We start from the raw sequence: 22,012 nt of genomic DNA on the forward strand, positions 1-22,012 counted from the left end.
TGATGGATCTCTCGTACACGGCCCAGGAGGACGAGTTCCGGGCGCGGCTGAGAGAGTGGCTCGGCAAGGTGCTGCCGACTCTGCCGGTGAAGCCGTCGCCGGACGACTGGCCCGGGCGCCGCGCCTACGACCTCGGCTGGCAGCGGATGTTGTACGACGCCGGGTACGCCGACGTGCACTGGGACGCGTCCCCGACCACGCGGCTGATCTTCCTGGAGGAGACGGAAAAGGCGGGCGCGCCCTACGTAGGGGCCAATTTCGTGGGGCTGTTGCACGCCGGGCCGACGATCGCCGCGGAGGGCACGCCCGAGCAGCGGGAGCGGTGGCTGCCGCCGGTGTTGCGCGGTGACGAGGTGTGGTGCCAGGGGTTCAGCGAACCGGATGCCGGGTCCGACCTCGCGGCGCTGCGCACGCGCGCGTGGCGGGACGGCGACGACTACGTGGTCACCGGTTCCAAGATCTGGACCTCGCATGCCGAAGTCGCCGACTGGTGCGAGCTGTTGGTGCGGACGGATGCGGACGCGCCGAAGCACCGGGGGATCAGTTGGCTCGCGATGCCGATGTCCGCGGCGGGGATCACCGTGCGGCCGTTGCGGACGTTGGCCGGGTCCGCGGAGTTCGCCGAGGTGTTTCTTGACGAGGTGCGGGTGCCTGTCGGCAACAGGGTGGGGGACGAGAACGACGGGTGGCGCGTGACCATGGTGACCCTTTCCTTTGAGCGCGGTACTGCCTTTGTGGGGGAGGTCGTTGCCTGTCGGCGGGTGTTGGGGGAGCTGGCGGTGGAGGCGCGGCGGAATGGGCGTTGGGATGATCCGGTGCTTCGTCGCCAACTGGGGCGGTTGAACGCCGAGTTCCGGGCGTTGTGGCGGCTTACTCAGTGGAACGTGAGTGAGGCGGAGGCGAGTGGGGGAGTGCCGGGGGTTGGGGGGTCGGTTTTCAAACTGCGGTATTCGCATGCGCGGCAGGAGCTTTATGACGCAGCGGCGGATGTTCTTGGTCCCGACTCCCTTGATCTGGAACGGGCTTGGGTGTTGGACCGGCTGTCTTCGTTGTCGTACACGATCGCTGCGGGTACTTCGCAGATTCAGCAGAACATTGTGGCTGAGCGGATTTTGGGGTTGCCGAAGGGGAGGTGAGCGGTGCGGTTTCAACTGACCGATGAGCAGAAGGCGTTGCGGGCTGTTGTGCGGGATGTGATCGGTCGTTCGTCGGCTGCGGGTGTGTGGGGGCTGGTCGCGCAGTTCCCCGCGCCCCTTATCGACCGGGGTTTCTGGCGGGCCCTCGGTGAGCTTGGGGTGTTCTCACTTCGGTTGCCGGAAGTGGATGGAGGGGCTGGACTCGGGCTTCCCGAAGCCGTGTTGGTGTTTGAGGAACTTGGGTGGGCGTTGGTGCCTGGGCCCTTGGTGGCTACGCATCTCGCGGCCGGGGTGGTGCCGGGCGCGGCCACCGGGGAGACCGTTGTCGCCGCTGCCGACGGGAGCCTCGTGGAGTGGCTGGACGAGGCCGATGTCGTGTTGCCGGGGGCCGAAGGGGCCGTAGCGCTGCGGTCGGTGGATCCGTTGACGCCGTTGCATCGGGTGCCGGCTCCGGGGCGTACCGATCCTGTTGCTGTTCTTCTCACTGCCGCCGAGCAGCTTGGTACCGCCGCGCGTGTGTGCGAGTTGGCGGTGCAACACGCCCGGACTCGGGAGCAGTTCGGGCAGGCGATCGGGGGGTTTCAGGCCGTCAAGCATTTGTGTGCGCAGTCGTTGGTGCGGGTGGAGGTGGCTCGGGCCGCGGTGTACGCGGCGGCTGTGACCGGGGATGTGGTGGATATCGCGGCGGCCCGGGTGTTGGCGGACGAGGCGGCTGTGCGGGGGGCCCGGGACTGTTTGCAGGTGCATGGCGGGATGGGGTTCACCTGGGAGTCCGAGGTTCATCTGCATCTGAAACGGGCGTGGGTGCGGGCTCGGCGTGGAGGTGGGAACACGGAGAGTGAGGAACTGCTCGCGGCGGATCTGCTGGCCGGTGTGGCCTGGCGGGGCGCCTGCCTGCGGTGACCGGGGTGGGCCTGACAACGGTGTCGCGGATCGTGGCACAGCGGAATCACGGAGCGTTGATATCGGGTTGTGTCCTATGCGTGACTCGTCACGGCCCGGAGTCGCCTTCGGGCTCCGGTACCTTGTGTGGGATGCGAGTGGTTCAAGGTACGAGCCATGCCGGTGTTGCCTGTGAGGCGGCTCCGGATCGGGCGATGCGCACCCCCGCTCGCACGGCAGAACAGGCTTTCACCCCGGCCTGTTCGACTGCCCGCGATGAGCGTCGCACAGTATCCCGCACACGTACTCCTTCGCGCTGGAATATGCCCGAAGCGCTTGTTGGGGTGACTGAACGTCAACCATGCTGTCTCACAAGGGATTCACGTTCCGTGACCCTGGTTCTGGCCGTTGTTCTGGTCATGCAGGAAATGGCTACGATCGTGGCCCTCGTGAGGCGCGAGGCTAAGTGTCCGCCGGTTCGGATGGTGTGAGCGGTGCAGGTGCTTCAAGTGCAGCTGGAGATCCGGCCCGACCCCGCTGAGGTGGGGCGAGCCCGGCGGTGGGCGCGCTCGCGGCTCACCGGGTCCGGGATAGCGGCCGACGAGCCGCTCGCGGAGACGCTGATCCTGCTCGTCTCCGAGCTGGTCACCAACGCCGTGGTGCACACGGGGTGTCCGGCCGTGCTGCGGCTCTCCCTGCCGGACGTGGTGACCGAGTCGGCCACCGTACGGCTGGAGGTCGCCGACACCAGCTGCAAGGCCCCCGTGCCGCGCTGCGCGGACGGCGACGAGACCGGCGGCCGCGGCCTGGCACTGGTGGACGGCCTCGCCGACCGCTGGGGCTGGAGCGCCGAGGGCACCGGCAAGCGCATCTGGTGCGAGATCGACCGGGACAGCGAACCCCGGGAGGTCGCGTGCGGGGGCGGTGTCGCGGCGTACGAGGGCTTCGAGGGCTATGAGGGCCTCGATTTCGAGGGCTTCGCGTACGAGGCCGTGTAGAAGCTCCCAGGTTCCGGTGCGGTCGGTGTAGGTGCTGCTTGCAAGTGCCGGGCGGAGATGCGCCGGGCTGTGCTTCTGTGCGCGCCCTGTGATAAACGGGGCTTACGGAACAAATCCCCGGATGGGCGTTGACGCGACGTGACCATGTGGTCACGCTTGTGGGCAGCGATTCGCCGCGAGGGGACGACGAGGGCTTCGGTGACGGGAGCCCTCGGCGAGTGTGGGTCGCGTTCGGCGTGGGTTCCCTCGGGGTGGGGGGCCAGGACGGGGCGCCGGAGTCGGATGGCGGCACGCGGTGCCGTGCTCGGGGCGGGCAGCAGCGGGCCGCCATCCGACCGTAAGTCCGGCCCTCGTCAAACCGGACTGCCCTAGAGGATGGCGATAGGGGCTACCGGGGTTCCCGTTGCGCCGACGAAAGGTTCGGGCATCGCCGACAGGAAGAACGCGTAGCGGTTCTCTTGTCCACAGGCTGTGGACAACTCTTCGAGATTCCAGTTCTGGCCCTGCAACATGCCCATTTCGACCAGGTCGAGAGCATGCACCGGCAGCCACAAGTCAGCTATTTCCGGTGGAAACGCCTCAAAGGTGAGGGTGTCGTTGGCGACCGCCGCGACATCGCGCGCGTGGAACCACTCCGGCGTACGGACCGACAGCCCCGGTGATGGATAGCCGTACCCGTGCTTGTCACCGGCCAGATACACCTGCACCTGCCCGGTCCGTACGAGCACTATGTCGCCCGCGCGGACCTGCGCGCCGGCGAACTCCTCGGCCGCTTCGAGGTCTTCCGGGGTGACCGCGTGGCCGCCGTCGAGGCGATCGACGCCCCGCGCGCGTGCCACGTCGAGCAGGACCCCGCGCGAGACGATGTGCCGCGCCTTGTCGATCCCGGCGAACTCCGCGCCGCCGTGCGGGGTCACGGTGTCGGCCGGGCGGCCGTTGTAGAGCTTCCCCGAGTGCGAGGCGTGGGTCAGCGCGTCCCAGTGGGTGCCGGCCTGCAACCCCATGGTCACGATGTCGTCGCTGCACGCGACCGTCCCCGGGCCGAAGAGCTCCTGGTTGATCTGCACCATCGCGTGCACGGGGTTGATCCGGCCGGGGATCAACCCCGCCTGTACGCCGTCCTGTTGGAGGGGGAGGGCGAGCGGGATACGGCGGCCGGTACGGATCTCGGTGGCGGCGGCCCGGATCACGTCGTCGGTGATCAGGTTCAGCGTGCCGATCTCGTCGTCCGCACCCCAACGGCCCCAGTTGTTCACGCGCTTGGCGATGGCGTGGAACTCCGGACCGAGTGCCGGTGGTGACGTCTGCGGTGACATCGGGGCCTCCCCGGGGCTTGTCCTCAGGTATCTGACGGGTCGTAGAATCTGAGTCGAATCTAACGGACCGTCAGAAACTGCGGGAGGGGCCGGACATGGGGAACTTCTTGGCAGGCAAGGTCATCGCCGTGACGGGGGCGGGGCGGGGGATCGGGCGGGCCGTCGCGCTGGCGGCTGCTGCCGAGGGGGCGCGGGTTGTCGTCAACGACTACGGCGTCTCGATGGACGGGGTGTCGCCTACGAGTGAGATCGCCGAGGGGGTGGTCAAGGAGATCTTGGCTGCGGGCGGGGAGGCGGTTGCCGTTGCCGATGACATCTCGACCATGGCTGGTGGGCAGCGGGTTGTTGACGTTGCGGTGTCGTCGTATGGGCGGATCGATGGGGTTGTTTGTGTTGCCGGGATTCTTCGGGAGCGGATGCTTTTCAATATGTCCGAGGAGGAGTGGGATCCGGTTCTCGCCACTCATCTGAAGGGGACGTTCACTGTTTTTCGGGCTGCGTCCGCTGTCATGCGGAAGCAGCGGGGCGGGACCTTGATCGGGTTTACCAGTGGGAATCATCAAGGGTCGGTTTCTCAGGCTAATTACAGTGCGGCGAAGGGTGGGATTATTTCGCTGGTGCGGAGCGCTGCGCTGGGCTTGAACAAGTATGGGGTTACCGCCAATGCGGTGGCGCCTGTTGCTCGTACGCGTATGTCTGCGAACGTTCCTATGGAGTTGGCGGAGATCGGGTCGGCGGAGGATGTTGCGGCGCTTGTTGTTTATCTGCTGTCGGACTCGGCTCGGGAGCAGGGGATCACCGGGCAGGTTTATACCGTTGCCGGGCCGAAGATCGCGGTGTGGGCGCAGCCTCGGGAGTTGCGGGCTGCGTATGCCTCCGGCGGGTGGACGGTTGACAAGATCGCGGAGTTTTTGCCGGGGTCTGTGGGGGTGGATCCGATGCCGATGCTTTCTCGGTTGCAGGAGATGGAGCGGGCTGCGCGGGAGGGGAGTCGGCCTAACGCCTAGTGGGGTGGGGGTTCGGTTGTGGGGCGGGTGCGGGTTTGTTGTGGCTGGTCGCGCAGTTCCCCGCGCCCCTTAGGTGGCTGACCTGGTCGGTGTTGTGAGGAGAGCCCTGTGGAATTTGGATTCACTGACGCGGATGACGGCTTTCGGGCGGACGTGCGGGATTGGCTGTCGGAGCATGTCGAGTCCGGGCAGGATCGGCGTAGTTGGGAGCGGGCTCTCGGTAAAGCCGGGTGGATCGGGCTGGGTTGGTCGGAGGGCGGTTATGGGAATCGTCGGGCCACCCTTACCCAGCAGGTCGCCTGGGCCGAGGAGTATGCGCGGTCTTCCGCGCCGCCGCGGTCCGGGCATATCGGGGAGAATCTGCTGGCTCCTACCCTCATTGCGCATGGGAGCGATGAGCAGAAGGCTCGGTTTCTGCCCGCCATTGCTGCGGGGGACGAACTCTGGTGTCAGGGGTACAGCGAGCCGGGGGCCGGGTCCGATCTTGCCGGGGTGCGGACCTCTGCCGTGCGGGATGGCGGTGACGGGAGCTATCGGGTCACCGGGCAGAAGATATGGACCTCGCTCGCTCATGAGGCCGACTGGTGTTTTGTGTTGGCTCGGACCGAGGTGGGGTCTCGGCGGCATCGGGGGTTGAGTTTTCTGCTGGTGCCGATGGATCAGCCGGGGTGTGTCGAGGTGCGGCCCATACGGCAGTTGACCGGGACCAGTGAGTTCAACGAGGTGTTCTTCGATGGGGCGCGCGTGCGTGCCGAGCATGTGGTCGGGGGTGAGGGGGAGGGGTGGCGGGTCGCCATGAGTCTGCTCGGGTTCGAGCGGGGGGTGTCGACCCTGGCCCAACAGATCGGGTTCGCGAGTGAGTTGGGGCGGGTCGTTGAGGCGGCTGTTGTTTCGGGGGCGGTGCTCGATCCCGTTCTGCGCGATCGACTCGTGCGGCAGTGGGCCGAGTTGAAGGCCATGCGGTGGAACGCCCTGCGGACCCTCGGGCGGGCCGGGGACGCGGGGGCGCCCAGTGTGGCCAAGCTTTTGTGGGGCGGGTGGCATCAGCGGCTCGGGGAGTTGGCGATGCAGGTGCGGGGGGCCGCAGCGACGGTCGGGCCGGTGGACTGGACGCCGTCGCTGTCGTACGAACTCGACCTGTTCCAGCACCTGTTCCTCTTTTCGCGGGCCGACACGATCTACGGCGGCTCGGACCAGGTTCAGCGCACGATCATCGCCGAGCGGGTGCTCGGTCTGCCCAGGGAACCCAAGGGGGTCGTCTGATGCGCGGTGTGGTCTTCGACGGCAAGCAGATCCAGGTCGTGGGGGATTTGGAGGTGCGGGAGCCGGGGGCGGGAGAGGTGCTGGTCGCGATCTCCGCGGCCGGGTTGTGCCACAGCGATTTGTCTGTGGTGGACGGGACCATACCTTTTCCCGTTCCTGTGGTGTTGGGGCATGAGGGTGCGGGCGTGGTGGAGGCTGTGGGTGTGGGTGTCACCCATGTGTCGGCCGGGGACCATGTCGCCCTCTCCACGCTTGCCAACTGCGGTACCTGCGCCGAGTGTGACCGGGGGCGGCCGACCATGTGCCGACAGGCCATCGGGCGGCCGGGGAAGCCGTTCACGCGGGGCGGACAGCCGGTGTACCAGTTCGCTTCCAACTCCGCCTTCGCCGAACGGACCGTGGTCAAGGCCGTGCAGGCCGTGCGGATTCCGAAGGACATTCCGATGCCGTCCGCCGCGCTCATCGGGTGCGGGGTGCTGACCGGGGTCGGTGCTGTGCTCAATCGGGCGCGGGTCGGTCTTGGGGACAGCGTCGTTGTCATCGGCACGGGTGGGATCGGGCTCAATGTTCTTCAAGGGGCGCGGATCGCGGGGGCGTTGACGATCGTCGCGGTGGATGCGAATCCCGGGAAGGAGGCTGTGGCTCGGGAGTTCGGGGCCACTCACTTCCTTACGTCTGCCGAGGGTGTGCGGGAGATTCTGCCCAACGGGGCGGACCATGCGTTCGAGTGTGTGGGGCGGGTGGAGTTGATACGGCAGGCCGTGGATCTGCTCGATCGGCATGGGCAGGCCGTGTTGCTCGGGGTGCCGCCGGCTACCGCCGAGGCTTCCTTCCTCGTCTCGTCCATGTATTTGGACAAGTCGATCCTCGGGTGCCGGTACGGGTCGTCCCGGCCGCAGCGGGACATCGCCCTGTATGCCCAGCTGTATCGCGAAGGGCGGTTGCTGCTCGACGAGTTGGTGACCGAGACGTATCCCGTCGAGGACTTCGAGAAGGCGGCGGGGGATGCGGAGGCGGGGCGGGTGGCGCGGGGGGTTCTCACGTTCTGACGACGACGTCGGCGGCGTTGGTGGCGGCGTCGGGCGCTTGACGGTTGCATGGCTGGAGTTATCCACAGGTGTGGGGAATTCGTGGGGCGTTGTCAGTCGCGGGTCGTAGCGTTTTGACATGACTTACCGCGATGTGGTCTCCCGACAGGTCCTGGCCTGGGCCTGCACCGCCATAGGTGCCCGGATGCCGGTGGCGATGGCGCCGCTGGCCCTGGTCTTCCTGGTGCGCGAGCGGCCGGGGGGTTACTCACTGGGCGCGATACTCGCGGCGGCCTATGTCCTGGGGGAGATCGGCGGTGCGCCGGTGTTCGGGATGCGGTTGCGGCCGGAGCGGGCGCGGGTTCAGTTGGCCGTCGGGCTCGCGGTCGGGACGGTGGGGTTTCTGGGGCTCGGGGTGTTTCCGGGGGCGCATCCCGCGGTGCTCGCCGGGTTCGCGTTCGTCGCCGGGGGCGCGCCGGCTGCGGCTACGGGTGGATTGCGCACGCTGCTCAGCGAGTTGGTGCCGGCGCGGTCCGTGGCGCAGGCCCTGTCCGTCGAGTCGATACTCACGGCGGGCGTGTGGGCCGTGTCCCCGGCGGCGGTGGCCGGGCTCGCGCTCGGTGTTGCGCCGAGGGTGCCGTTGTTGCTCGCGGCGGGGTTGATGGCGTGGTCGGTCGGGGGGTTGTGGCTGCTGCCTGCCCGGTGGGGCGGGGGCGGGGCGGAGGGTGAGGGGGAGGGTGGGGGCGGCGGGGATGGTCCTCCGCTGCTCCGGGTGCTGGTCGGGGCCTGGCCGGTGTACGTCGTCGGCGCGGCCAGCCTTGCCCTGCTCGGGTTGGCGGAGCTTGTCCTCCCGGCCCTGCTCGAACAGCGGGGCATCGGCGTCGGCTGGTCGGGTCCCCTGCTGACCGGGATGGCGGTGGGGGGCGGGCTCGGCGCGTTCGTCTACGGGTTGCGCGGCTGGCCGGGGTTGTTGCGCACCCGGAGTGTGGTGCTGATGGCCGGCACCTCGGCGTGTGTGGCGCTGGCCGCGCTGATACCGGCCACGGCGGGGATCGCGGTCGCGTTGGTCATGGGCGGCACGCTCCAGGCGGGGGCGATGCTCACCCGGAATCTCTCCCTGCGCGAGGTGTTGCCGCCGGGCGCGCTGGCCGCGGGGTACTCCGTGATGTACGCGGCGTCGGGGGTGGGGTATGCGGCGACGGGGTCACTGGCCGGTGCGTTGTTGAAGGTGGCTGCGCCTTCGACGGCGATTCTGGCCGGGGTGTGCCTGACCGTGGCGATGACTGGCGTGGGGTGGTGGGGGGAGGTACGGCGGGCGAGACGGGGTGCGTGTGCGGAGGGGAGTGGTGGGGGTGCCGTAGAGCTAGGGGGTGTTGGGGCTGGGGCTGGGTCTGGGGCGGGTGTTGAGGGTGCCAAGTGAGCTGCGGCGTCTGGTCAGTTCAGGGCAGTTAGGGCACCTAGGGCGTTTACCGTGCCCGTTGCTCCCGTTGCTCCCGTTGCTCCCGTGCGGAAGGTGCGGCGGTAGCCGGTCGGGGTGACGCCGAGGGCCGTTTGGAGATGCTGGCGCATTGACTGGGCTGTGCCGAAGCCGGCGTTCGTGGCGACCTGGTCCATGGAGAGGTCGGTGGATTCGAGGAGGTGGCGGGCGCGTTCGACGCGTTGCTGGGTGAGCCACTGGCCCGGGCTGATGCCGACCTCCTCGCGGAAGCGGCGGGTGAAGGTGCGGACGGACATCGCCTCCTGCTCGGCCATGTCCCGGAGTTGGAGGGGTTCGTGGAGGCGGGCCAGGGCCCAGGTGCGGGCGGCGGTCGTGGTCGCCACCTGCGGGTCGGGGACCGGGCGGTGGATGTACTGCGCCTGGCCGCCGTCGCGGTGGGGCGGTACGACCGTGCGGCGGGCGACGTCGTTGGCGACCGCCGTGCCGTGGTCGCGGCGGACCATGTGCAGGCACAGGTCGATGCCGGCAGCGACACCGGCGGAGGTGAGGACGTCGCCGTCGTCGATGAACAGGACGTCCGCGTCGACCTCGATCTGCGGGAACAGTTCCTGGAAGCGCTCGGCGTCGGCCCAGTGCGTGGTGGCGGGGCGGCCGTCGAGGAGACCGGCGGCGGCGAGGACGTAGACGCCGGTGCAGATGGAGGCGAGGCGGGTGCCGGGGCGGATGTGGGCGAGGGCGGCGGTGAGTTCGGGGGTGAGGACGCCCTGCTCGAAGACCGGGCCGAGTTCGTACGACGCCGGGACGATCACGGTGTCGGCGGTGGCCAGGGCCTCCGGGCCGTTCGGGACGTGGATGGCGAAGTCGGCGTCGGTGTCGACCGGGCCGGGCGGGCGGACCGAGCAGGTGACGACCTCGTACAGCAGACGTCCCTCGGTGTCCCTGGGGCGGCCGAAGATGCGGTGCGGGATGCCCAGCTCGAAGGGGAGGAGACCGTCGAGGGCGAGGACGACGACGCGGTGCGGGCGGAAACCGTCGGTGGTGGCTTTGGCCATGACTCGATTGTATGGCCCGATCCTAGCGAATACTGTCCTTCGGGCCAGTGGCTCGGGAGGGGCGGGATGCCGGAAGCTCGTTGACGTGACGCAGACAACCGATGCCGCGACCGGCCCCAGCGCCAACACCGTCCAGGAGCCCGGACCTACGCCCCGTGGCCGTACCCGCATCAACCGTGCCTGGTTCGTCGCCGCCGTCACGTTCGTGACGATCATCGGTGCGGCGGCGTTCCGTTCGCTGCCCGGGTTGTTGATCGATCCGCTGCACCAGGAGTTCGGTTGGTCGCGCGGCACGATCGGGGCGGCGGCCTCGATCAACCTCGCGCTGTACGGGCTGACGGCCCCCTTCGCGGCGGCGCTGATGGACCGCTTCGGTATCCGGCGGGTGGTCGCGGTCGCGCTGACCGTGATCGCGCTCGGGTCCGGCCTGACGGTGTGGATAACGGCGCCGTGGCAACTGCTGCTGTGCTGGGGCCTGTTGGTGGGTCTTGGCAGTGGTTCGATGGCGCTCGCGTTCGCGGCGACGGTCACCAACCGCTGGTTCACCACGCGCAAGGGCCTGGTCACCGGCATCCTCACGGCGGCCTCGGCGTCCGGCCAGCTGATCTTCCTGCCGCTGCTGTCCTGGATAGTCGAGGAGCACAGCTGGCGCCCGGCGGCGGTGACGGTGTCCCTCGCCGCCCTCGCGGTGGTGCCCTTCGTGTGGCTGTTGCTGCGGGACCACCCGGCGGACGTGGGCGCGAAGCCGTACGGGGCGACGGAGTTCGTACCGAAGCCGGAACCCGTGCAGGGCGCGGCCCGCCGTACGGTCTCGGTGCTCTTCAAGGCGGTGCGCACCGGCCCGTTCTGGCTGCTGGCCGGGACCTTCGCGATCTGCGGCGCGTCCACGAACGGTCTGATCCAGACCCACTTCGTGCCCGCCGCCCACGACCACGGCATGCCCATCACAGCGGCGGCCTCGCTGCTCGCGGTGATCGGCGTCTTCGACGTGGTCGGCACGATCGCCTCCGGCTGGTTCACCGACCGCTTCGAACCCCGCCGCCTGCTCGCCGTGTACTACGCCCTGCGCGGCATCTCCCTCCTCTTCCTCCCCATGCTGCTGGCCCCCACCGTCCACCCCCCGATGCTCTTCTTCATCGTCTTCTACGGCCTCGACTGGGTCGCCACGGTCCCCCCGACCCTCGCCCTGTGCCGCGAGCAGTACGGCGAGGACAGCGCGATCGTCTTCGGCTGGGTCCTCGCCTCGCACCAGATCGGCGCGGCGCTCGTCGCCTTCCTGGGCGGGGTCGCACGGGACGCGTTCGGGTCGTACGACATGGTCTGGTACGTGTCGGGGGCGTTGTGCGCGGTGGCGGCGCTGATGGCGTTGGTGATCCGGCGGCGGGGCGCGTTGCCTGCGGGGCCCGCGGGGTCTGCGGTGGGGGCGGCGGTGGCATGAGGCGGAGGCTGCCTGCGCCCTTCTCCCGCTGCCTGTCCGTCAGTTGGTGTTCCGCACGGGTGCGCTGCTGCGTCCGTCGCCCTGGCCCCGACCGCTGAGTTCGGCGTCGAACGTCTCCTGGGCGACGCGCATGGCCTCGGCGTACTCGGGTTGCCCGAGCCGCTTCCACATCTCGTCCTCGGGGACGTCCTCCACGTGGGCGACCACCCACCAGATGTTGCCGAAGGGGTCCTTGATCCGGCCGCCGCGCTGCCCGAAGGCGTGGTTCGCCAGGGGCGTGACGACCCGGCCGCCGGCGTCGAGGGCCCGGGAGAACGCCTGGTCCGCGTCGGGCACGAACACGCGGAGCAGGCTCGGCATGACGGGCCAGTCCGCGCTGCGGTCGAAGGCCAGCACGACCGTGTCCCCGACCCGGATCTCACCGTGCCCGACCGCCCCGCCCTCGGTCACCACCCGCCCGAGCTCCTCCCCGCCGAACGCCGCGGCGACGAAGTCGAGAAAGGCTCCGGTGTCGTCGGTGACGACCCAGGGGGCGACGGTGGTGTAGCCCGTCGGCGCGGAGTTGGTCTGCTGGGGCTGGGGCATGGGGGCTTCCCTTCGTCGCTGCCGGTGTTGGGGCGACGGTAGGGGTGGGGTAGGCCAGTCTCTGGCCTAGTGGCCTAGTGGCCTAGTGGCCTGGCGGTCCGCTGTCCTGCCGGCCGTTCCTCCGGCTACGCGACCTGCGCTGTGGATCCGCGGGCCAGGAGGTGTGGTTCGAAGAGCATCTCCTCCGGCGGTACGGGGCTGCCCGCGAGCTGTGAGACGAGCAGGTCCAGCACGGTCCGGCTCATCGCCTCGATCGGCTGGCGGATCGTGGTGAGGGGCGGTCCGGTGAAGTCCATGAGCGCCGAGCCGTCGAACCCGACGACAGAGACCTCGCGCGGTACGTCGAGGCCCCGCCGCTGAGCCGCGCGCACCGCGCCGAGCGCTTGCGGGTCGCTCGCGCAGATCAGCCCCGTGACCCCGGATTCGATCAACTGGTCCGCCGCGGCCCGGCCGCCCTCGACCGAGAACAACCCGCGCACCACCTGCGCGTCCGGCAGCGAACCGCCGGCCGCCTCGGCCGCGGCGCGGGCGGCGACGAGCTTCCGTTGCGAGGCCACATGGTCGGCGGGCCCCAGGACGAGGCCGATCCGCTCGTGGCCGAGCGAGACGAGGTGGCGCCAACTCTGTTCCACGGCCGCGGAGTCGTCGCAGGAAACCGTGGGGAAGTCGAGATGCTCGATGGCCGCGTTGATCAGGACGACCGGGATGTTGCGGGCCGCCAACTCCTCGTAGTGGTCGTGCGAGGCATCGGCCTCCGCGTACAGGCCGCCCGCGAAGACGACGCCGGACACCTGTTGCCGTAGCAGGAGTTCGATGTGGCCGGCTTCGGACACCCCGCCACTGCCCTGGGTGCACAGCAGGGGTGTCAGGCCTTGTTGTGCGAGGGCGCCGGCCAGGACGTCGGCGAATGCCGGGAAGATCGGGTTGCGCAGCTCGGGCAGAACCAGGCCCACGAGGCGGGGAGTTCGTTCGCCCCGTAGCCGGGTCGGGCGCTCGTAGCCGGACACGTCCAACGCGTGCAGGACCACTTGCCGGGTGGCCTCCGACACTCCGGGCCTGTTGTTGAGCACCCGGCTGACCGTGGCCTCGCTGACCCCGGCCCGCTTGGCTATGTCGGCAAGTCGGCGCGTCATCTCCGTAAGCGTAGTGCGGTGGTTCAGGCGAGGGCGGTGGCGGTGGCCAGCAGGGCGAAGGCGGCGATGATGACGGCGACGCGGACGTAGTGGAAGCGGTCCCAGCGGTTCATCTGCTCCTTCCAGTCCGCGGGCCGGTTCTCGGGGGTCCACGTCTTGCCCCGGTTGTTGATCGGCACGAGCAGCAGGATCGACATGATCACGCTCACGATCAGCAGCGCGGCGGCGGTGACGACGAGGCCGGCGCCGGGTTGGTGCCATGCGGCGACGGCCCAGACCGCGCTCAGCGCGAGCGAGCCGATGTACCAGAACGGCATCACGGCGCCGAGCATGCGGCCCCCGTGGGCGCGGCCGAGTTGGCCGCTGTCCTCGGGGAGGGCGTTGAAGATCCGGTTCATGACGAAGGCGACGGAGAACTCCACCCCCACCATCAGGCCGACGACCACGGTGGTGAAGACCTCAAGTGCGTTGAGCATGATGACCCTCCCGGTATCTAGCGTCGCTAGCTGATGAGTCAACGCTAGACCTACTGCCGCTCGGTTGTCTAGCGGTGCTAGGATCGGGTCATGTCGGTACAGGAACGCAAGGAGCGCGAACGGGCGGGCCGTGAGCGCCTCATCGTGGCGACGGCCCGCGAACTCGCCGAGCAGCAGGGCTGGGACGCGGTCACCACCCGCCGGCTCGCCGAGCGCATCGAGTACAGCCAGCCTGTCCTCTACAGCCATTTCCGCGGCAAGCGCGAGATCATCGGCGCGGTGGCCCTCGAAGGCGCCGCCGAGATGGCAGCGGCGCTGCGGTCCGCGACCTTCGCTGCAACCCCCGCCGCGACCTCCGCTGCGACCTTCGCTGCAACCCCCGCCGCGACTTCCGCTGCGACCTCCGCCGCGGACGGCTCTCGTGCCCGGGTCACCGCCCTGGCCCGCGCCTACCTCGACTTCGCCGCGCGCAACCCGGCGGTCTACGACGCGATGTTCCAGCTGGACGGCGGCCTGGCGTTCGCGCGCGAGGACACCCCGGAGCCGCTGAAGGACGCGTTCGCCGCCCTGCTGGAGAGCCTCGGCGAGGTCGCCGGGGACGGTGTCCACCCGGGGCTGTTCACCGAGGTGTTCTGGGCGGCCCTGCACGGGCTGGCCACCCTGACCCGGGCGGGGCGGCTGCCGCCGGAAGACGCCGAGCGGCGGGTGGAGTTGCTGGTGGACCGGCTCGCCGTGATCTGACGCGTCGCTGTCCCGGCGGGTACGCGGCCGGGGCTCCCGGGGCCGTAGACCTCCGGGGGTTGTGGAAGGGTCAGAGGAAGCGACCCCGGTGGAACAACAGCGGCGCCCCATCCCCCTCGTCGGTCACGCCGAGCCCGTCCACCCGCCCCACCACGATCAGATGGTCGCCCCCGGTGTGCACCGCGTGGATCGTGCAGTCGACCCAGGCCGCGGCGCCGGTGAGGCGCGGGGACCCGGAGACGGGGGAGGTGTCGTACGGCACGTCCGCGAACTTGTCCCGGCCGCTCACCGCGAAGCCGCGGCACAACTCGCCCTGGTGCGCGGCGAGTACGTTGACGCAGAAGACGCCGGCGCGGGCGATGCGGGGCCAGGTCGTGGAGGTGCGGCCGACCATGAAGACGACGAGGGGTGGGGCGAGGGAGAGGGCGGAGAAGGACTGGCAGGCGAAGCCGGCCGGGCCGGGTTCGCCGTCCGCCGCGGGGGCGGTGATCACGGTCACACCGGTCGCGAACGTGCCCAGCACGCGCCGGAACTCGCCCTGGTCGACCGGTGCCCGCTCGTCGTCCGTGACGCACCGAAGCTCCGGCCGCGGCAGCGCCTCGACAGGCTGCGCGGCCGGAGCGCTTCCGGCCGACCTCAGGTAACGGACGGCGGCCGCTGCTGCCCCTGCGTGTCCCATCACGTCACCCATTGAAGCTGACAGGTCATCAGATAGGAAGGGGTGCGGGACGTGCGGGTTTCTGACGGCCGATTCACAGACTCCCGGCCAGAACATGGCAGTTACGACGCCGCACGGACCACTCCGGGTCACACGCTGCACACCCACCGGCAGCAATGTTGCGCAACGACTGCCCCCGGCACCCACCGGTGGGCTGCCGTGATCCGAGGAGCACCCACCCGATGAACCGTCTCACCGCACGCGGCGGCGCCATGGCCGCCGTGGCCGGACTCGCCCTGACGCTCGCCGCCGCCCTGCCCGCGCAGGCCGCCGACTCGACCGTGACCGAGTCCCAGTGGCTGACCGACGTCGCCGCCGTCACCGGCCCCGCGCAGACCTACATCGACTCCCGCGCCGCCGCCAACACCTCCGGCGCCAAGCAGGCGATCGTGCTCGACATCGACAACACCTCGCTGGAGACCTACTTCGAGGGCGGCATCACGGTCCCCGCCACCCCGCCGGTCCTCGCCCTCGCCCAGGACGCGCACGCCAAGGGCATCAGCGTGTTCTTCGTCAGCGCCCGCAGCAACCTCTTCAACGCGGTCACCAAGTCCAACCTGACGAAGGTCGGTTACCCGGTCGACGGCCTCTACGCCCGCACGGTCGCGGAGTTGCTGACCAAGTCCATGGCCGACTTCAAGACCTCACAGCGCGAGGCGATCGAGGCGAACGGCTACGACATCATCGCCAACATCGGCAACAACACGACCGACCTCTCGGGCGGCTACGCCGACACGACGTACAAACTGCCGGACTACGACGGCCTGTTGGACTGACGCGCGGTACGACGGACTGAGGGCGGCCCGCGCGGAGTTCGGCGAACCAGAACGTGCCGTTCCCGCCCGTGCCGTCCCGGCGGTGGAAACGGACCGTGGACCGCAGGTCGTGTGCGGCTGCGGTGGCGACCAAGTAGCGTGCGCACTCATGAGCGACCATCCGAAGACGGGCATGGGTGACGTGCTTGCCCACGTCGTGAACTGCGACCACGATGGCGAGGAGCCCGACCTCAGCGGCGGTCGACGGGTCGAATACGTCGTCACCGGGATCCGTGGAGCGCTCGTCGACGCCCATGTCGTCGACGACCCGACGAAGACATACGTGAGCTCGGCCGCTGCGCTCGCGCAGAACCTCAGGACCGAGGTCGGTTCGCTGCCCGGGTGCCACTTCAGTTGCCGTGTCGTGCCCGGCAACCCCGGGACCTTTTCCGTCGATTTCCAGATGACCCCGGAGCCAGGCACCGACTACGACCGCCGGTGAGCCCTACGGCCGTCTCCGGACTCCCGATCACCGACTTCACGGCCGGTCCATCCTCGCGCCCAAGTGCCCGAAGCGTGCGTCAGAAGTGCGTGCCGATGCCGAAGACGCGGCGGAGCTGCGCCATGTCGTGCCGGTCGCGTTCCGTCGGCTTGTATCCCTGGTGGAAATAGACCTGTTGCTCGGCGGACAGGCATGGGACGGGCATCCCCTTGATCGCGCCCGTGACGAAGCACGAGGCGGGGTAGGCGAAGGGGCGCTCCGGTTCGGGTGAGGCCTGTGTCGCGGAGCCGTCGGCGGCGAAGACCAAGGGGTGGAGGTCGATCTCGCGCCCGCCCGGAGCCGTCACGACGAAGCGGATCGGCCGCCGGTCCAGGCTCTCCACGAAACCCGCCTCGCCCAGGACCGCCAGCACCGCGTCCTCCTGGTCCCGGCGGTGCATCAGGTCCAGGTCGCGATGGTCCCGGGTCTGTTCGCCGATCAGGGCGTCGATGCCCCAGCCGCCGCCGACCCAGACGTCCGCCTCCGCGCGCCGCAGCGACTCCAGGACGGACAACACGTCCTCGTCTCCCATCACTTGAGACACGCTAGGAGTGGCAGCCGCAGGCAAGCGAACGGTTTCCACGCCTCCGCGCGGACACCCTTGGCCGGTTGATCGAGCGCCAGTGGACGGAGCGCGGGCACGGGCTGTGTACGGTCGAGTTGAAGGACGGCGGTGAGTTCATCGGCCGGGCCGGGTTGAACTACTGGCAGCTCTTCGACGAGGTGGAAGTCGGGTGGACGCTGAAGGCCGAGGCGTGGGGCCACGGTTACGCGACCGAGGCGGCTCGCGCATGCCTGGAGTGGGGATTCGCGACCCCGTCACGGTGTACTCGCTGAACCGGCCGTCCCTGGCCTGAAGTTCACCGCCCCCGATACTCCGCACTCCGCCGCTCCACGAAGCTGGCCACGCCCTCCCGCGCATCCTCCGTCGTCATGTTGATCTCCTGCGCCGCCGCCTCCGCCGTGAACGCGGTCGCCCGGTCGCTCTCCAAGGACGCGTTGACGAGCTGCTTGGTGAGGGCGAGGGCGCGGGTCGGGCCGGACGCCAGGCGTTCGGCCCACTCGCGGGACGTTTTCTCCAACTCCTCATCCGGTACGACCCTGTTGACCAAGCCCAGTCGCTCCGCGTCCGCCGCGCTCACCGCGTCGCCGAAGAACATCAGCTCCTTCGCGCGCTGCGGGCCGAGCAGGCGGGGCAGCAGATACGCGCCGCCGCCGTCCGGGACCAGGCCGCGCCGTACGAACACCTCGATGAACCTCGCCGACTCCGCGGCCAGTACGAGATCGCAGGCCAGGGCCAGGTGGGCGCCGAGGCCGGCCGCCGTGCCGTTGACTGCCGCGATCACCGGTTTCTCGCAGTCCAGGACGGCGGCGATCAGGCGTTGCGCGCCCAGGCGGATCACCCGGGCCACGTCACCCGCCACCCGTTCCTCACCGGCTGAAGCTCCACCGCCCCGCAGGTCCGCGCCCGCGCAGAAACCGCGCCCGGTACCGGTGAGGACCACTGCCCGTACGGAGGGGTCCGCCGATGCCTCGGTCAACAGGCTTATCAGGCGGTCCCGTTGAGCCGGAGTGATCGCGTTCAGGGCCTCGGGGCGATTGAGGGTGAGGTACGCGACGCCGCCCACGATCGCGTGCGTGACCTCAGCCGTCGCATCAGCCGTCGGATCACTCATCGGCACACCGCCAACGCGTCCAACGCCACCGCGCCCTGCCCCCTGGGCAGCACCATCAGCGGGTTGATGTCCAACTCCGAGAGCACATCGCCCAGTTCGAGCGCCATGCGCTGCACCCGCAGGATCACCTCCACCAGCGCGTCGAGGTCGGCCGGGGGGCGTCCCCGTACCCCGTCCAGCAACGGCCGCCCGCGCAACTCGCCGAGCATGTCCCGTGCCGCCTCCTCGCCGAACGGCGGCACCCGTACCGCCGCGTCCCGCAGAACCTCCACCAGCACCCCGCCCAGCCCCACCGTCACCGTCGGGCCGAACAGCTCGTCCTGCGTGACGCCCACCACCATCTCGACGCCCCGTTCGACCATCTGGCACACCAGCACACCGTCCAGGGTCACGTCCTCGTAGCGCGCGATGTCCGTCAACTCGCGGTAGGCGTCGCGGACTTGGCTGGCCGACGTCAGGCCCACCTTCACCAGGCCGAGTTCCGTCTTGTGCGCGATCTGCGCGCCGGACGCCTTCATCACCACCGGGTAGCCCACCAGCCCGGCCGCCCGTACGGCCGCTGCCGCGCTGGTCACCAACTGCTCGCGGGGGACCCGGATGCCGTAGGCCCGCAGGAGTTGCTTCGCCGCGTGTTCGCTCAGCTGCTGGCCCGGGCGCATCAGGGCCTCGGCCTTGCGGAAGGAGGGGGAGACGGTGCGGGGGGCCTCGTCGAAGGGGGAGTGGTAGGCGCGGACGAAGCGGTGGTGGGAGAAGTAGGCGTGGAGGGCTGTGATGCAGTTGCCCACGGTGCGGAAGGTGGCCACGCGGGACGATCCCAACAGCCGCTCGCGGTACGCCGGTTCGGTGCCCACCGGTGAGCCCCACACCACGCACACCAGCTTGTCCGTCTGCTCCGCCGCCGCCACCAGGTCCTCCACCAGCTTGTCGCTCAGTGGGGGGAACGGGCCCGTGATCGGGCAGACCAGTACCCCTACCTCCGGGTCGTCGAGGATCGCGTCGATGATCTTCCGGCCGCGCCAATCCCCCACCGGGTGACCGCCGTTGTCCACCGGGTTCGCCACGCTCAGGTACGGCGGTATCCACTCGTGGAGTTCGGATTGCTTGCCGGTCGACAGTTGTGGGAGGTGCAGTCCCGCCTCGCTCGCCAGGTCGGCGAAGTGGGCGCCCGTGCCGCCGGAGATCGAGTACACGACCACGCCCTCGGCCAGCGGAGCCTTCGCGCGCGCCAACAAGGCCGCCGTGTCCTGGAGTTCGTCCAGGCCGTCGACGCGGATCACGCCGTACTGGCGCATCGCCGCGTCCACCACCGTGTCCGCGCCGGTGAGTTTGCCGGTGTGGGAGGCGGCCGTACGGGCGCCGGTCTCGGTGCGGCCGACCTTCACCGCGACCACGGGGACCTTGCGGCGGGCGGCGCGGTCGGCGGCGAGGAGGAAGGAGCGGCCGTCCTTGAGGCCCTCGACGTAGCAGGCTATGGCGCCCACTTCGGGGCGTTCGGCGAAGTAGGAGATGAAGTCCGCTGTCTCCAGGTCGGCCTCGTTGCCGGTGGGGGCCCAGTGGGAGAGGCGGATGCCGAGTTCCTGGAGGGCGAAGACCGGGCGGCCCTGGTGGCCGGACTGGGTGATCAGCGCGATCGCGGGGCCTTCCAGGTCCTCGCGGAAGTTCTCGAAGGCGTTGAGGTTGGTGTTCGGGCCGAGGAGGCGGAGGCCGGATCGGCCTACGGCTGCGGCGAGTTGGGCCTGTGCCAGGGCACCCGCCTCGCCCGTCTCCGCGAAGCCGGACGCGAAGGCGACCGCGAACTTCACCTTCGCCTCGGCGAGTTGCTCGATCACGGGGAGCGGGTCGGCCACCAACACCACGGCCAGGTCGACCTGTTCGGGGAGGTCGGTGACGGAGGGGAAGCAGGGGACGTCGAAGACCGTCGTACGGGTGGGGTGCACCGGGTGGAGGCGGGCCCCCACCCGCCCTGCCCAGGCCATGAGTTGGCGGGTGATGCCGGTGTTCGGGCGGCCCTCCGCGTCCGAGGCGCCGATCACGGCGACCGACTCGGGGCGGAAGAAACGGTCCAGGTCGGGTACGCCCGCGTACAACGGCCGCCCGCTGACGTCGAGATCGTCGACGTCGGCGGGCCTGCCGTGGACGGCGGGGCCGGGTTGCTCACCGCAGGCGATGACCCGGGCCCGGCGGGAGTCGGTGGTGAGGGTGCCGTGGGTTGATCCAAGCATCGGTCCGCCCCGCTCCTGTGTGACAGTCGTGACAGTCATGCCAGCGCAAATAACTGACGCAGTGTCAGATTACTGAACTGACAGTCCGTCAGGAACTGTCGTGCACGCAAAGAACGCAGATGTCCCGGCTCACGGCCCGTGATCCCTGAGCGACTTGGCCCTGTCCCTAAGCTAGTTGGCCCTTCCGCACGGCCTTGGCGACCGTCTTCGCGATCTTCTCCGCGTCGATGGCCAGCTCGCGGAGCATCCCGCTGATGGGGTTGGTGAACCCGGTGAAGTACAGGCCGGGCGCGTCCTTCGGGGTACGGGCCCCGTTCACGACCGGCTTGCCGCGGGCGTTCAACACGCCCAGGTGGCCCACGAGTTGCTCCAGGGAGCGGACGTAGCCCGTGGCCGCGATCACCACATCCGGCCCGATGCGGTCGCCGCCGGCGAGGACCACCTTGCCGTCCTCGAAGCTCTCCACGGCCGGCACGATCTCGACCCGCCCCTTGCGCACGGCGTCGATCAGCCCGACGTCCTGCACCGGGATCGAGCCCTCCTTGACCCGGCTGTACAGCCCGGTGTCGGGGCGCGGCAGCCCCTGCGCCGCCAGGTCCGGCACGCTGACCTTGGACACCGGCCCCGCGAGCCGGTCGACCAGGCCGACCGGCAGCCGTCGTACGAGAACGCCGGTGTACTGGGCCGCCCAGCCCGCGGTCGAGCGGCGCAGGATGTGCGGGGCCGTGCGGACGGAGAGGCGGACGCGCGATGCTCCGCCCTCCACCAGGTCCACGGCGATCTCCGCGCCCGTGTTGCCGATGCCGACGACCAGGACGTCCCGGCCGGCGTAGGGCTGGGCGTTGCGGTAGTCGGCGGCGTGCAGGAGCTCGCCGGTGTAGGTGTCGCGGCCGGGCCAGTCGGGGATCCGGGGGGTGTGGTTGGTGCCGGTGGCGATGACGACCGCGCGGCCGGTGAGTTCACGGCCGCCGGTGGCGTGCAGCAGCCAGCCGGTGCCGTCGGCCGAGCGCTCGACGCGGGAGACCTCGACGCCGGTGACGATCTCCAGCTCGTGGACCTCGGCGTACTTCTCCAGATAGCGCACCACGTCGTCCCGCGAGACCCAGCGCCCGAACCGGCGCGGAATAGTGAGCCCGGGCAGACCCGACAGCCGCCGGGTGGTGTGCAGGTGCAGGCGGTCGTAGTGCCTGCGCCAGGACGCTCCGACCCGGTCCGACTTCTCCAGTACGACGGCACGGATGCCCTGCGCGCGCAGCGCGTACGCGGCGGCGAGACCGCCGGGGCCGCCGCCGATGACGTACACGGGGCGATCTGCGTGGTTGTGCGCCGCGGGGTTCGGGGACGCTGTGGAGTCGGCCATGAGCGCGAGCGTAATCACGTCCCACGTTGATGGGTCTCGGTCAAGCCCGGAATTGGTTGCGGATCGATCACGGGTGTGGAGGAGTGGGTGAGGTGGGTGGCGTAGAGCGTCTGGTGTGTGAGGGCCGTGGGAAAAGCCACGACGCCGAGCCCGCGTCGTGCGCGAAGGTGCTCGGCGTCGTGCCGACGGCGACCGGAATGTATGACGGGAAACCGGTGCCGCGTCCTGGGGGTCTACACAGAGGTGG

Annotated in this window: 21 protein-coding genes and 1 pseudogene; 12 read left to right on the forward strand and 10 right to left on the reverse strand. The window is 69.8% G+C overall.

The features are described from left to right. Nucleotides 1-2 precede the first annotated feature (2 nt). From SPR02S_RS12690 to SPR02S_RS12705, 3 genes are all read left to right on the forward strand, one after another. Nucleotides 3-1,136 carry an acyl-CoA dehydrogenase family protein gene (locus SPR02S_RS12690; RefSeq protein WP_019057340.1) on the forward strand — a complete coding sequence of 378 codons (1,134 nt, stop codon included), beginning with the start codon at nt 3-5 and terminating at the stop codon, nt 1,134-1,136. A 3-nt stretch (nt 1,137-1,139) separates the two neighbouring features. Next, nucleotides 1,140-2,039: an acyl-CoA dehydrogenase family protein gene (locus SPR02S_RS12695; protein WP_019057341.1), complete on the forward strand. Its 900-nt coding sequence runs from the start codon at nt 1,140-1,142 to the stop codon at nt 2,037-2,039. Nucleotides 2,040-2,527: 488 nt separating this feature from the next. Next, nucleotides 2,528-3,016, forward strand: coding sequence for an ATP-binding protein (locus SPR02S_RS12705; protein WP_019057343.1), 489 nt, complete (start codon nt 2,528-2,530; stop codon nt 3,014-3,016). A 368-nt stretch (nt 3,017-3,384) separates the two neighbouring features. On the opposite strand, the gene SPR02S_RS12710 is transcribed toward SPR02S_RS12705, so the two are convergent. Continuing rightward, the gene (locus SPR02S_RS12710) at nt 3,385-4,332 is read right to left on the reverse strand and encodes a cyclase family protein (RefSeq protein WP_019057344.1); all 948 of its coding nucleotides are present in this window, start codon (nt 4,330-4,332) and stop codon (nt 3,385-3,387) included. A gap of 95 nt (nt 4,333-4,427) precedes the next feature. Between SPR02S_RS12710 and SPR02S_RS12715 the strand changes: the two genes are divergently transcribed. From SPR02S_RS12715 to SPR02S_RS55630, 4 genes are all read left to right on the forward strand, one after another. Further along, nucleotides 4,428-5,339 (forward strand): SDR family NAD(P)-dependent oxidoreductase, encoded by a 912-nt coding sequence (locus SPR02S_RS12715; protein WP_019057345.1) that lies wholly within the window; start codon nt 4,428-4,430, stop codon nt 5,337-5,339. A 108-nt stretch (nt 5,340-5,447) separates the two neighbouring features. Beyond that, nucleotides 5,448-6,602 (forward strand): acyl-CoA dehydrogenase family protein, encoded by a 1,155-nt coding sequence (locus SPR02S_RS12720; protein WP_019057346.1) that lies wholly within the window; start codon nt 5,448-5,450, stop codon nt 6,600-6,602. Beyond that, nucleotides 6,602-7,651 carry an alcohol dehydrogenase catalytic domain-containing protein gene (locus tag SPR02S_RS12725; RefSeq protein ID WP_019057347.1) on the forward strand — a complete coding sequence of 350 codons (1,050 nt, stop codon included), beginning with the start codon at nt 6,602-6,604 and terminating at the stop codon, nt 7,649-7,651. The genes SPR02S_RS12720 and SPR02S_RS12725 overlap by 1 nt, the downstream gene beginning before the upstream one ends. A gap of 118 nt (nt 7,652-7,769) precedes the next feature. After that, nucleotides 7,770-9,050: an MFS transporter gene (locus tag SPR02S_RS55630; RefSeq protein ID WP_078622872.1), complete on the forward strand. Its 1,281-nt coding sequence runs from the start codon at nt 7,770-7,772 to the stop codon at nt 9,048-9,050. A gap of 14 nt (nt 9,051-9,064) precedes the next feature. Here SPR02S_RS55630 and SPR02S_RS12735 read toward each other — a convergent pair whose 3' ends face one another. Further along, on the reverse strand, nt 9,065-10,120 hold the full coding sequence (locus SPR02S_RS12735) for a GlxA family transcriptional regulator (RefSeq protein WP_019057349.1): 1,056 nt from the start codon (nt 10,118-10,120) through the stop codon (nt 9,065-9,067). Between the two features lie 85 nt (nt 10,121-10,205). Between SPR02S_RS12735 and SPR02S_RS12740 the strand changes: the two genes are divergently transcribed. Beyond that, the gene (locus tag SPR02S_RS12740; RefSeq protein ID WP_019057350.1) at nt 10,206-11,558 is read left to right on the forward strand and encodes an MFS transporter; all 1,353 of its coding nucleotides are present in this window, start codon (nt 10,206-10,208) and stop codon (nt 11,556-11,558) included. Nucleotides 11,559-11,597: 39 nt separating this feature from the next. On the opposite strand, the gene SPR02S_RS12745 is transcribed toward SPR02S_RS12740, so the two are convergent. The 3 genes from SPR02S_RS12745 to SPR02S_RS12755 all read right to left on the reverse strand — a co-directional run bounded on the left by SPR02S_RS12745 (nt 11,598) and on the right by SPR02S_RS12755 (nt 13,752). Continuing rightward, nucleotides 11,598-12,143 carry a VOC family protein gene (locus SPR02S_RS12745; RefSeq protein ID WP_019057351.1) on the reverse strand — a complete coding sequence of 182 codons (546 nt, stop codon included), beginning with the start codon at nt 12,141-12,143 and terminating at the stop codon, nt 11,598-11,600. A gap of 125 nt (nt 12,144-12,268) precedes the next feature. Then, nucleotides 12,269-13,276 carry a LacI family DNA-binding transcriptional regulator gene (locus tag SPR02S_RS12750; protein ID WP_019057352.1) on the reverse strand — a complete coding sequence of 336 codons (1,008 nt, stop codon included), beginning with the start codon at nt 13,274-13,276 and terminating at the stop codon, nt 12,269-12,271. Between the two features lie 23 nt (nt 13,277-13,299). Beyond that, on the reverse strand, nt 13,300-13,752 hold the full coding sequence (locus SPR02S_RS12755; RefSeq protein WP_019057353.1) for an anthrone oxygenase family protein: 453 nt from the start codon (nt 13,750-13,752) through the stop codon (nt 13,300-13,302). 90 nt (nt 13,753-13,842) lie between these two features. Here SPR02S_RS12755 and SPR02S_RS12760 point away from each other — a divergent pair, with 90 nt between their 5' ends. Continuing rightward, nucleotides 13,843-14,493, forward strand: coding sequence for a TetR/AcrR family transcriptional regulator (locus SPR02S_RS12760; protein WP_019057354.1), 651 nt, complete (start codon nt 13,843-13,845; stop codon nt 14,491-14,493). A gap of 70 nt (nt 14,494-14,563) precedes the next feature. Here the strand turns inward: SPR02S_RS12760 and SPR02S_RS12765 are convergent, their stop codons facing one another. Further along, entirely contained in the window at nt 14,564-15,172 is a 609-nt protein-coding gene (locus SPR02S_RS12765) for a flavin reductase family protein (protein ID WP_026150476.1), read from the reverse strand. Nucleotides 15,173-15,393: 221 nt separating this feature from the next. Here SPR02S_RS12765 and SPR02S_RS12770 point away from each other — a divergent pair, with 221 nt between their 5' ends. Then, on the forward strand, nt 15,394-15,987 hold the full coding sequence (locus SPR02S_RS12770; protein WP_019057356.1) for an HAD family acid phosphatase: 594 nt from the start codon (nt 15,394-15,396) through the stop codon (nt 15,985-15,987). Nucleotides 15,988-16,135: 148 nt separating this feature from the next. After that, nucleotides 16,136-16,468 carry a hypothetical protein gene (locus tag SPR02S_RS55635; RefSeq protein ID WP_019057357.1) on the forward strand — a complete coding sequence of 111 codons (333 nt, stop codon included), beginning with the start codon at nt 16,136-16,138 and terminating at the stop codon, nt 16,466-16,468. Between the two features lie 79 nt (nt 16,469-16,547). Here SPR02S_RS55635 and SPR02S_RS12780 read toward each other — a convergent pair whose 3' ends face one another. After that, a complete protein-coding gene (locus SPR02S_RS12780) occupies nt 16,548-17,039 on the reverse strand; it encodes a nucleotidyltransferase domain-containing protein (RefSeq protein ID WP_019057358.1) in 492 nt (163 codons plus the stop codon). A 65-nt stretch (nt 17,040-17,104) separates the two neighbouring features. Between SPR02S_RS12780 and SPR02S_RS55640 the strand changes: the two are divergent. Beyond that, a pseudogene (locus tag SPR02S_RS55640) lies at nt 17,105-17,344 on the forward strand (GNAT family N-acetyltransferase); the annotation flags it as partial. A gap of 23 nt (nt 17,345-17,367) precedes the next feature. Here SPR02S_RS55640 and SPR02S_RS12790 read toward each other — a convergent pair. From SPR02S_RS12790 to SPR02S_RS12800, 3 genes are all read right to left on the reverse strand, one after another. After that, nucleotides 17,368-18,183, reverse strand: a complete 816-nt coding sequence (locus SPR02S_RS12790; RefSeq protein WP_020684173.1) for an enoyl-CoA hydratase/isomerase family protein — start codon at nt 18,181-18,183, stop codon at nt 17,368-17,370. Further along, nucleotides 18,180-20,405: an acetate--CoA ligase family protein gene (locus SPR02S_RS12795; RefSeq protein WP_019057361.1), complete on the reverse strand. Its 2,226-nt coding sequence runs from the start codon at nt 20,403-20,405 to the stop codon at nt 18,180-18,182. The genes SPR02S_RS12790 and SPR02S_RS12795 overlap by 4 nt, the downstream gene beginning before the upstream one ends. Before the next feature lie 166 nt (nt 20,406-20,571). Next, nucleotides 20,572-21,765, reverse strand: a complete 1,194-nt coding sequence (locus SPR02S_RS12800) for a flavin-containing monooxygenase (RefSeq protein ID WP_019057362.1) — start codon at nt 21,763-21,765, stop codon at nt 20,572-20,574. Nucleotides 21,766-22,012: the final 247 nt, after the last annotated feature.

Source organism: Streptomyces prunicolor NBRC 13075 (genome assembly GCF_000367365.1).
Classification (GTDB): domain Bacteria; phylum Actinomycetota; class Actinomycetes; order Streptomycetales; family Streptomycetaceae; genus Streptomyces; species Streptomyces prunicolor.

Excerpts from the sequence above, each read along its gene's own strand:
- SPR02S_RS12725 (WP_019057347.1), top strand. The coding sequence starts at position 6,602 with ATGCGCGGTGTGGTCTTCGACGGCAAGCAGATCCAGGTCGTGGGGGAT.
- SPR02S_RS55630 (WP_078622872.1), top strand. The coding sequence starts at position 7,770 with ATGACTTACCGCGATGTGGTCTCCCGACAGGTCCTGGCCTGGGCCTGC.
- SPR02S_RS12710 (WP_019057344.1), bottom strand. The coding sequence starts at position 4,332 with ATGTCACCGCAGACGTCACCACCGGCACTCGGTCCGGAGTTCCACGCC.
- SPR02S_RS12755 (WP_019057353.1), bottom strand. The coding sequence starts at position 13,752 with ATGCTCAACGCACTTGAGGTCTTCACCACCGTGGTCGTCGGCCTGATG.
- SPR02S_RS12745 (WP_019057351.1), bottom strand. The coding sequence starts at position 12,143 with ATGCCCCAGCCCCAGCAGACCAACTCCGCGCCGACGGGCTACACCACC.
- SPR02S_RS12790 (WP_020684173.1), bottom strand. The coding sequence starts at position 18,183 with ATGAGTGATCCGACGGCTGATGCGACGGCTGAGGTCACGCACGCGATC.
- SPR02S_RS12780 (WP_019057358.1), bottom strand. The coding sequence starts at position 17,039 with ATGGGAGACGAGGACGTGTTGTCCGTCCTGGAGTCGCTGCGGCGCGCG.
- SPR02S_RS12765 (WP_026150476.1), bottom strand. The coding sequence starts at position 15,172 with ATGGGACACGCAGGGGCAGCAGCGGCCGCCGTCCGTTACCTGAGGTCG.
- SPR02S_RS12795 (WP_019057361.1), bottom strand. The coding sequence starts at position 20,405 with ATGCTTGGATCAACCCACGGCACCCTCACCACCGACTCCCGCCGGGCC.
- SPR02S_RS12760 (WP_019057354.1), top strand. The coding sequence starts at position 13,843 with ATGTCGGTACAGGAACGCAAGGAGCGCGAACGGGCGGGCCGTGAGCGC.
- SPR02S_RS12770 (WP_019057356.1), top strand. The coding sequence starts at position 15,394 with ATGAACCGTCTCACCGCACGCGGCGGCGCCATGGCCGCCGTGGCCGGA.
- SPR02S_RS12750 (WP_019057352.1), bottom strand. The coding sequence starts at position 13,276 with ATGACGCGCCGACTTGCCGACATAGCCAAGCGGGCCGGGGTCAGCGAG.
- SPR02S_RS12735 (WP_019057349.1), bottom strand. The coding sequence starts at position 10,120 with ATGGCCAAAGCCACCACCGACGGTTTCCGCCCGCACCGCGTCGTCGTC.
- SPR02S_RS12800 (WP_019057362.1), bottom strand. The coding sequence starts at position 21,765 with ATGGCCGACTCCACAGCGTCCCCGAACCCCGCGGCGCACAACCACGCA.
- SPR02S_RS12715 (WP_019057345.1), top strand. The coding sequence starts at position 4,428 with ATGGGGAACTTCTTGGCAGGCAAGGTCATCGCCGTGACGGGGGCGGGG.
- SPR02S_RS55635 (WP_019057357.1), top strand. The coding sequence starts at position 16,136 with ATGAGCGACCATCCGAAGACGGGCATGGGTGACGTGCTTGCCCACGTC.
- SPR02S_RS12690 (WP_019057340.1), top strand. The coding sequence starts at position 3 with ATGGATCTCTCGTACACGGCCCAGGAGGACGAGTTCCGGGCGCGGCTG.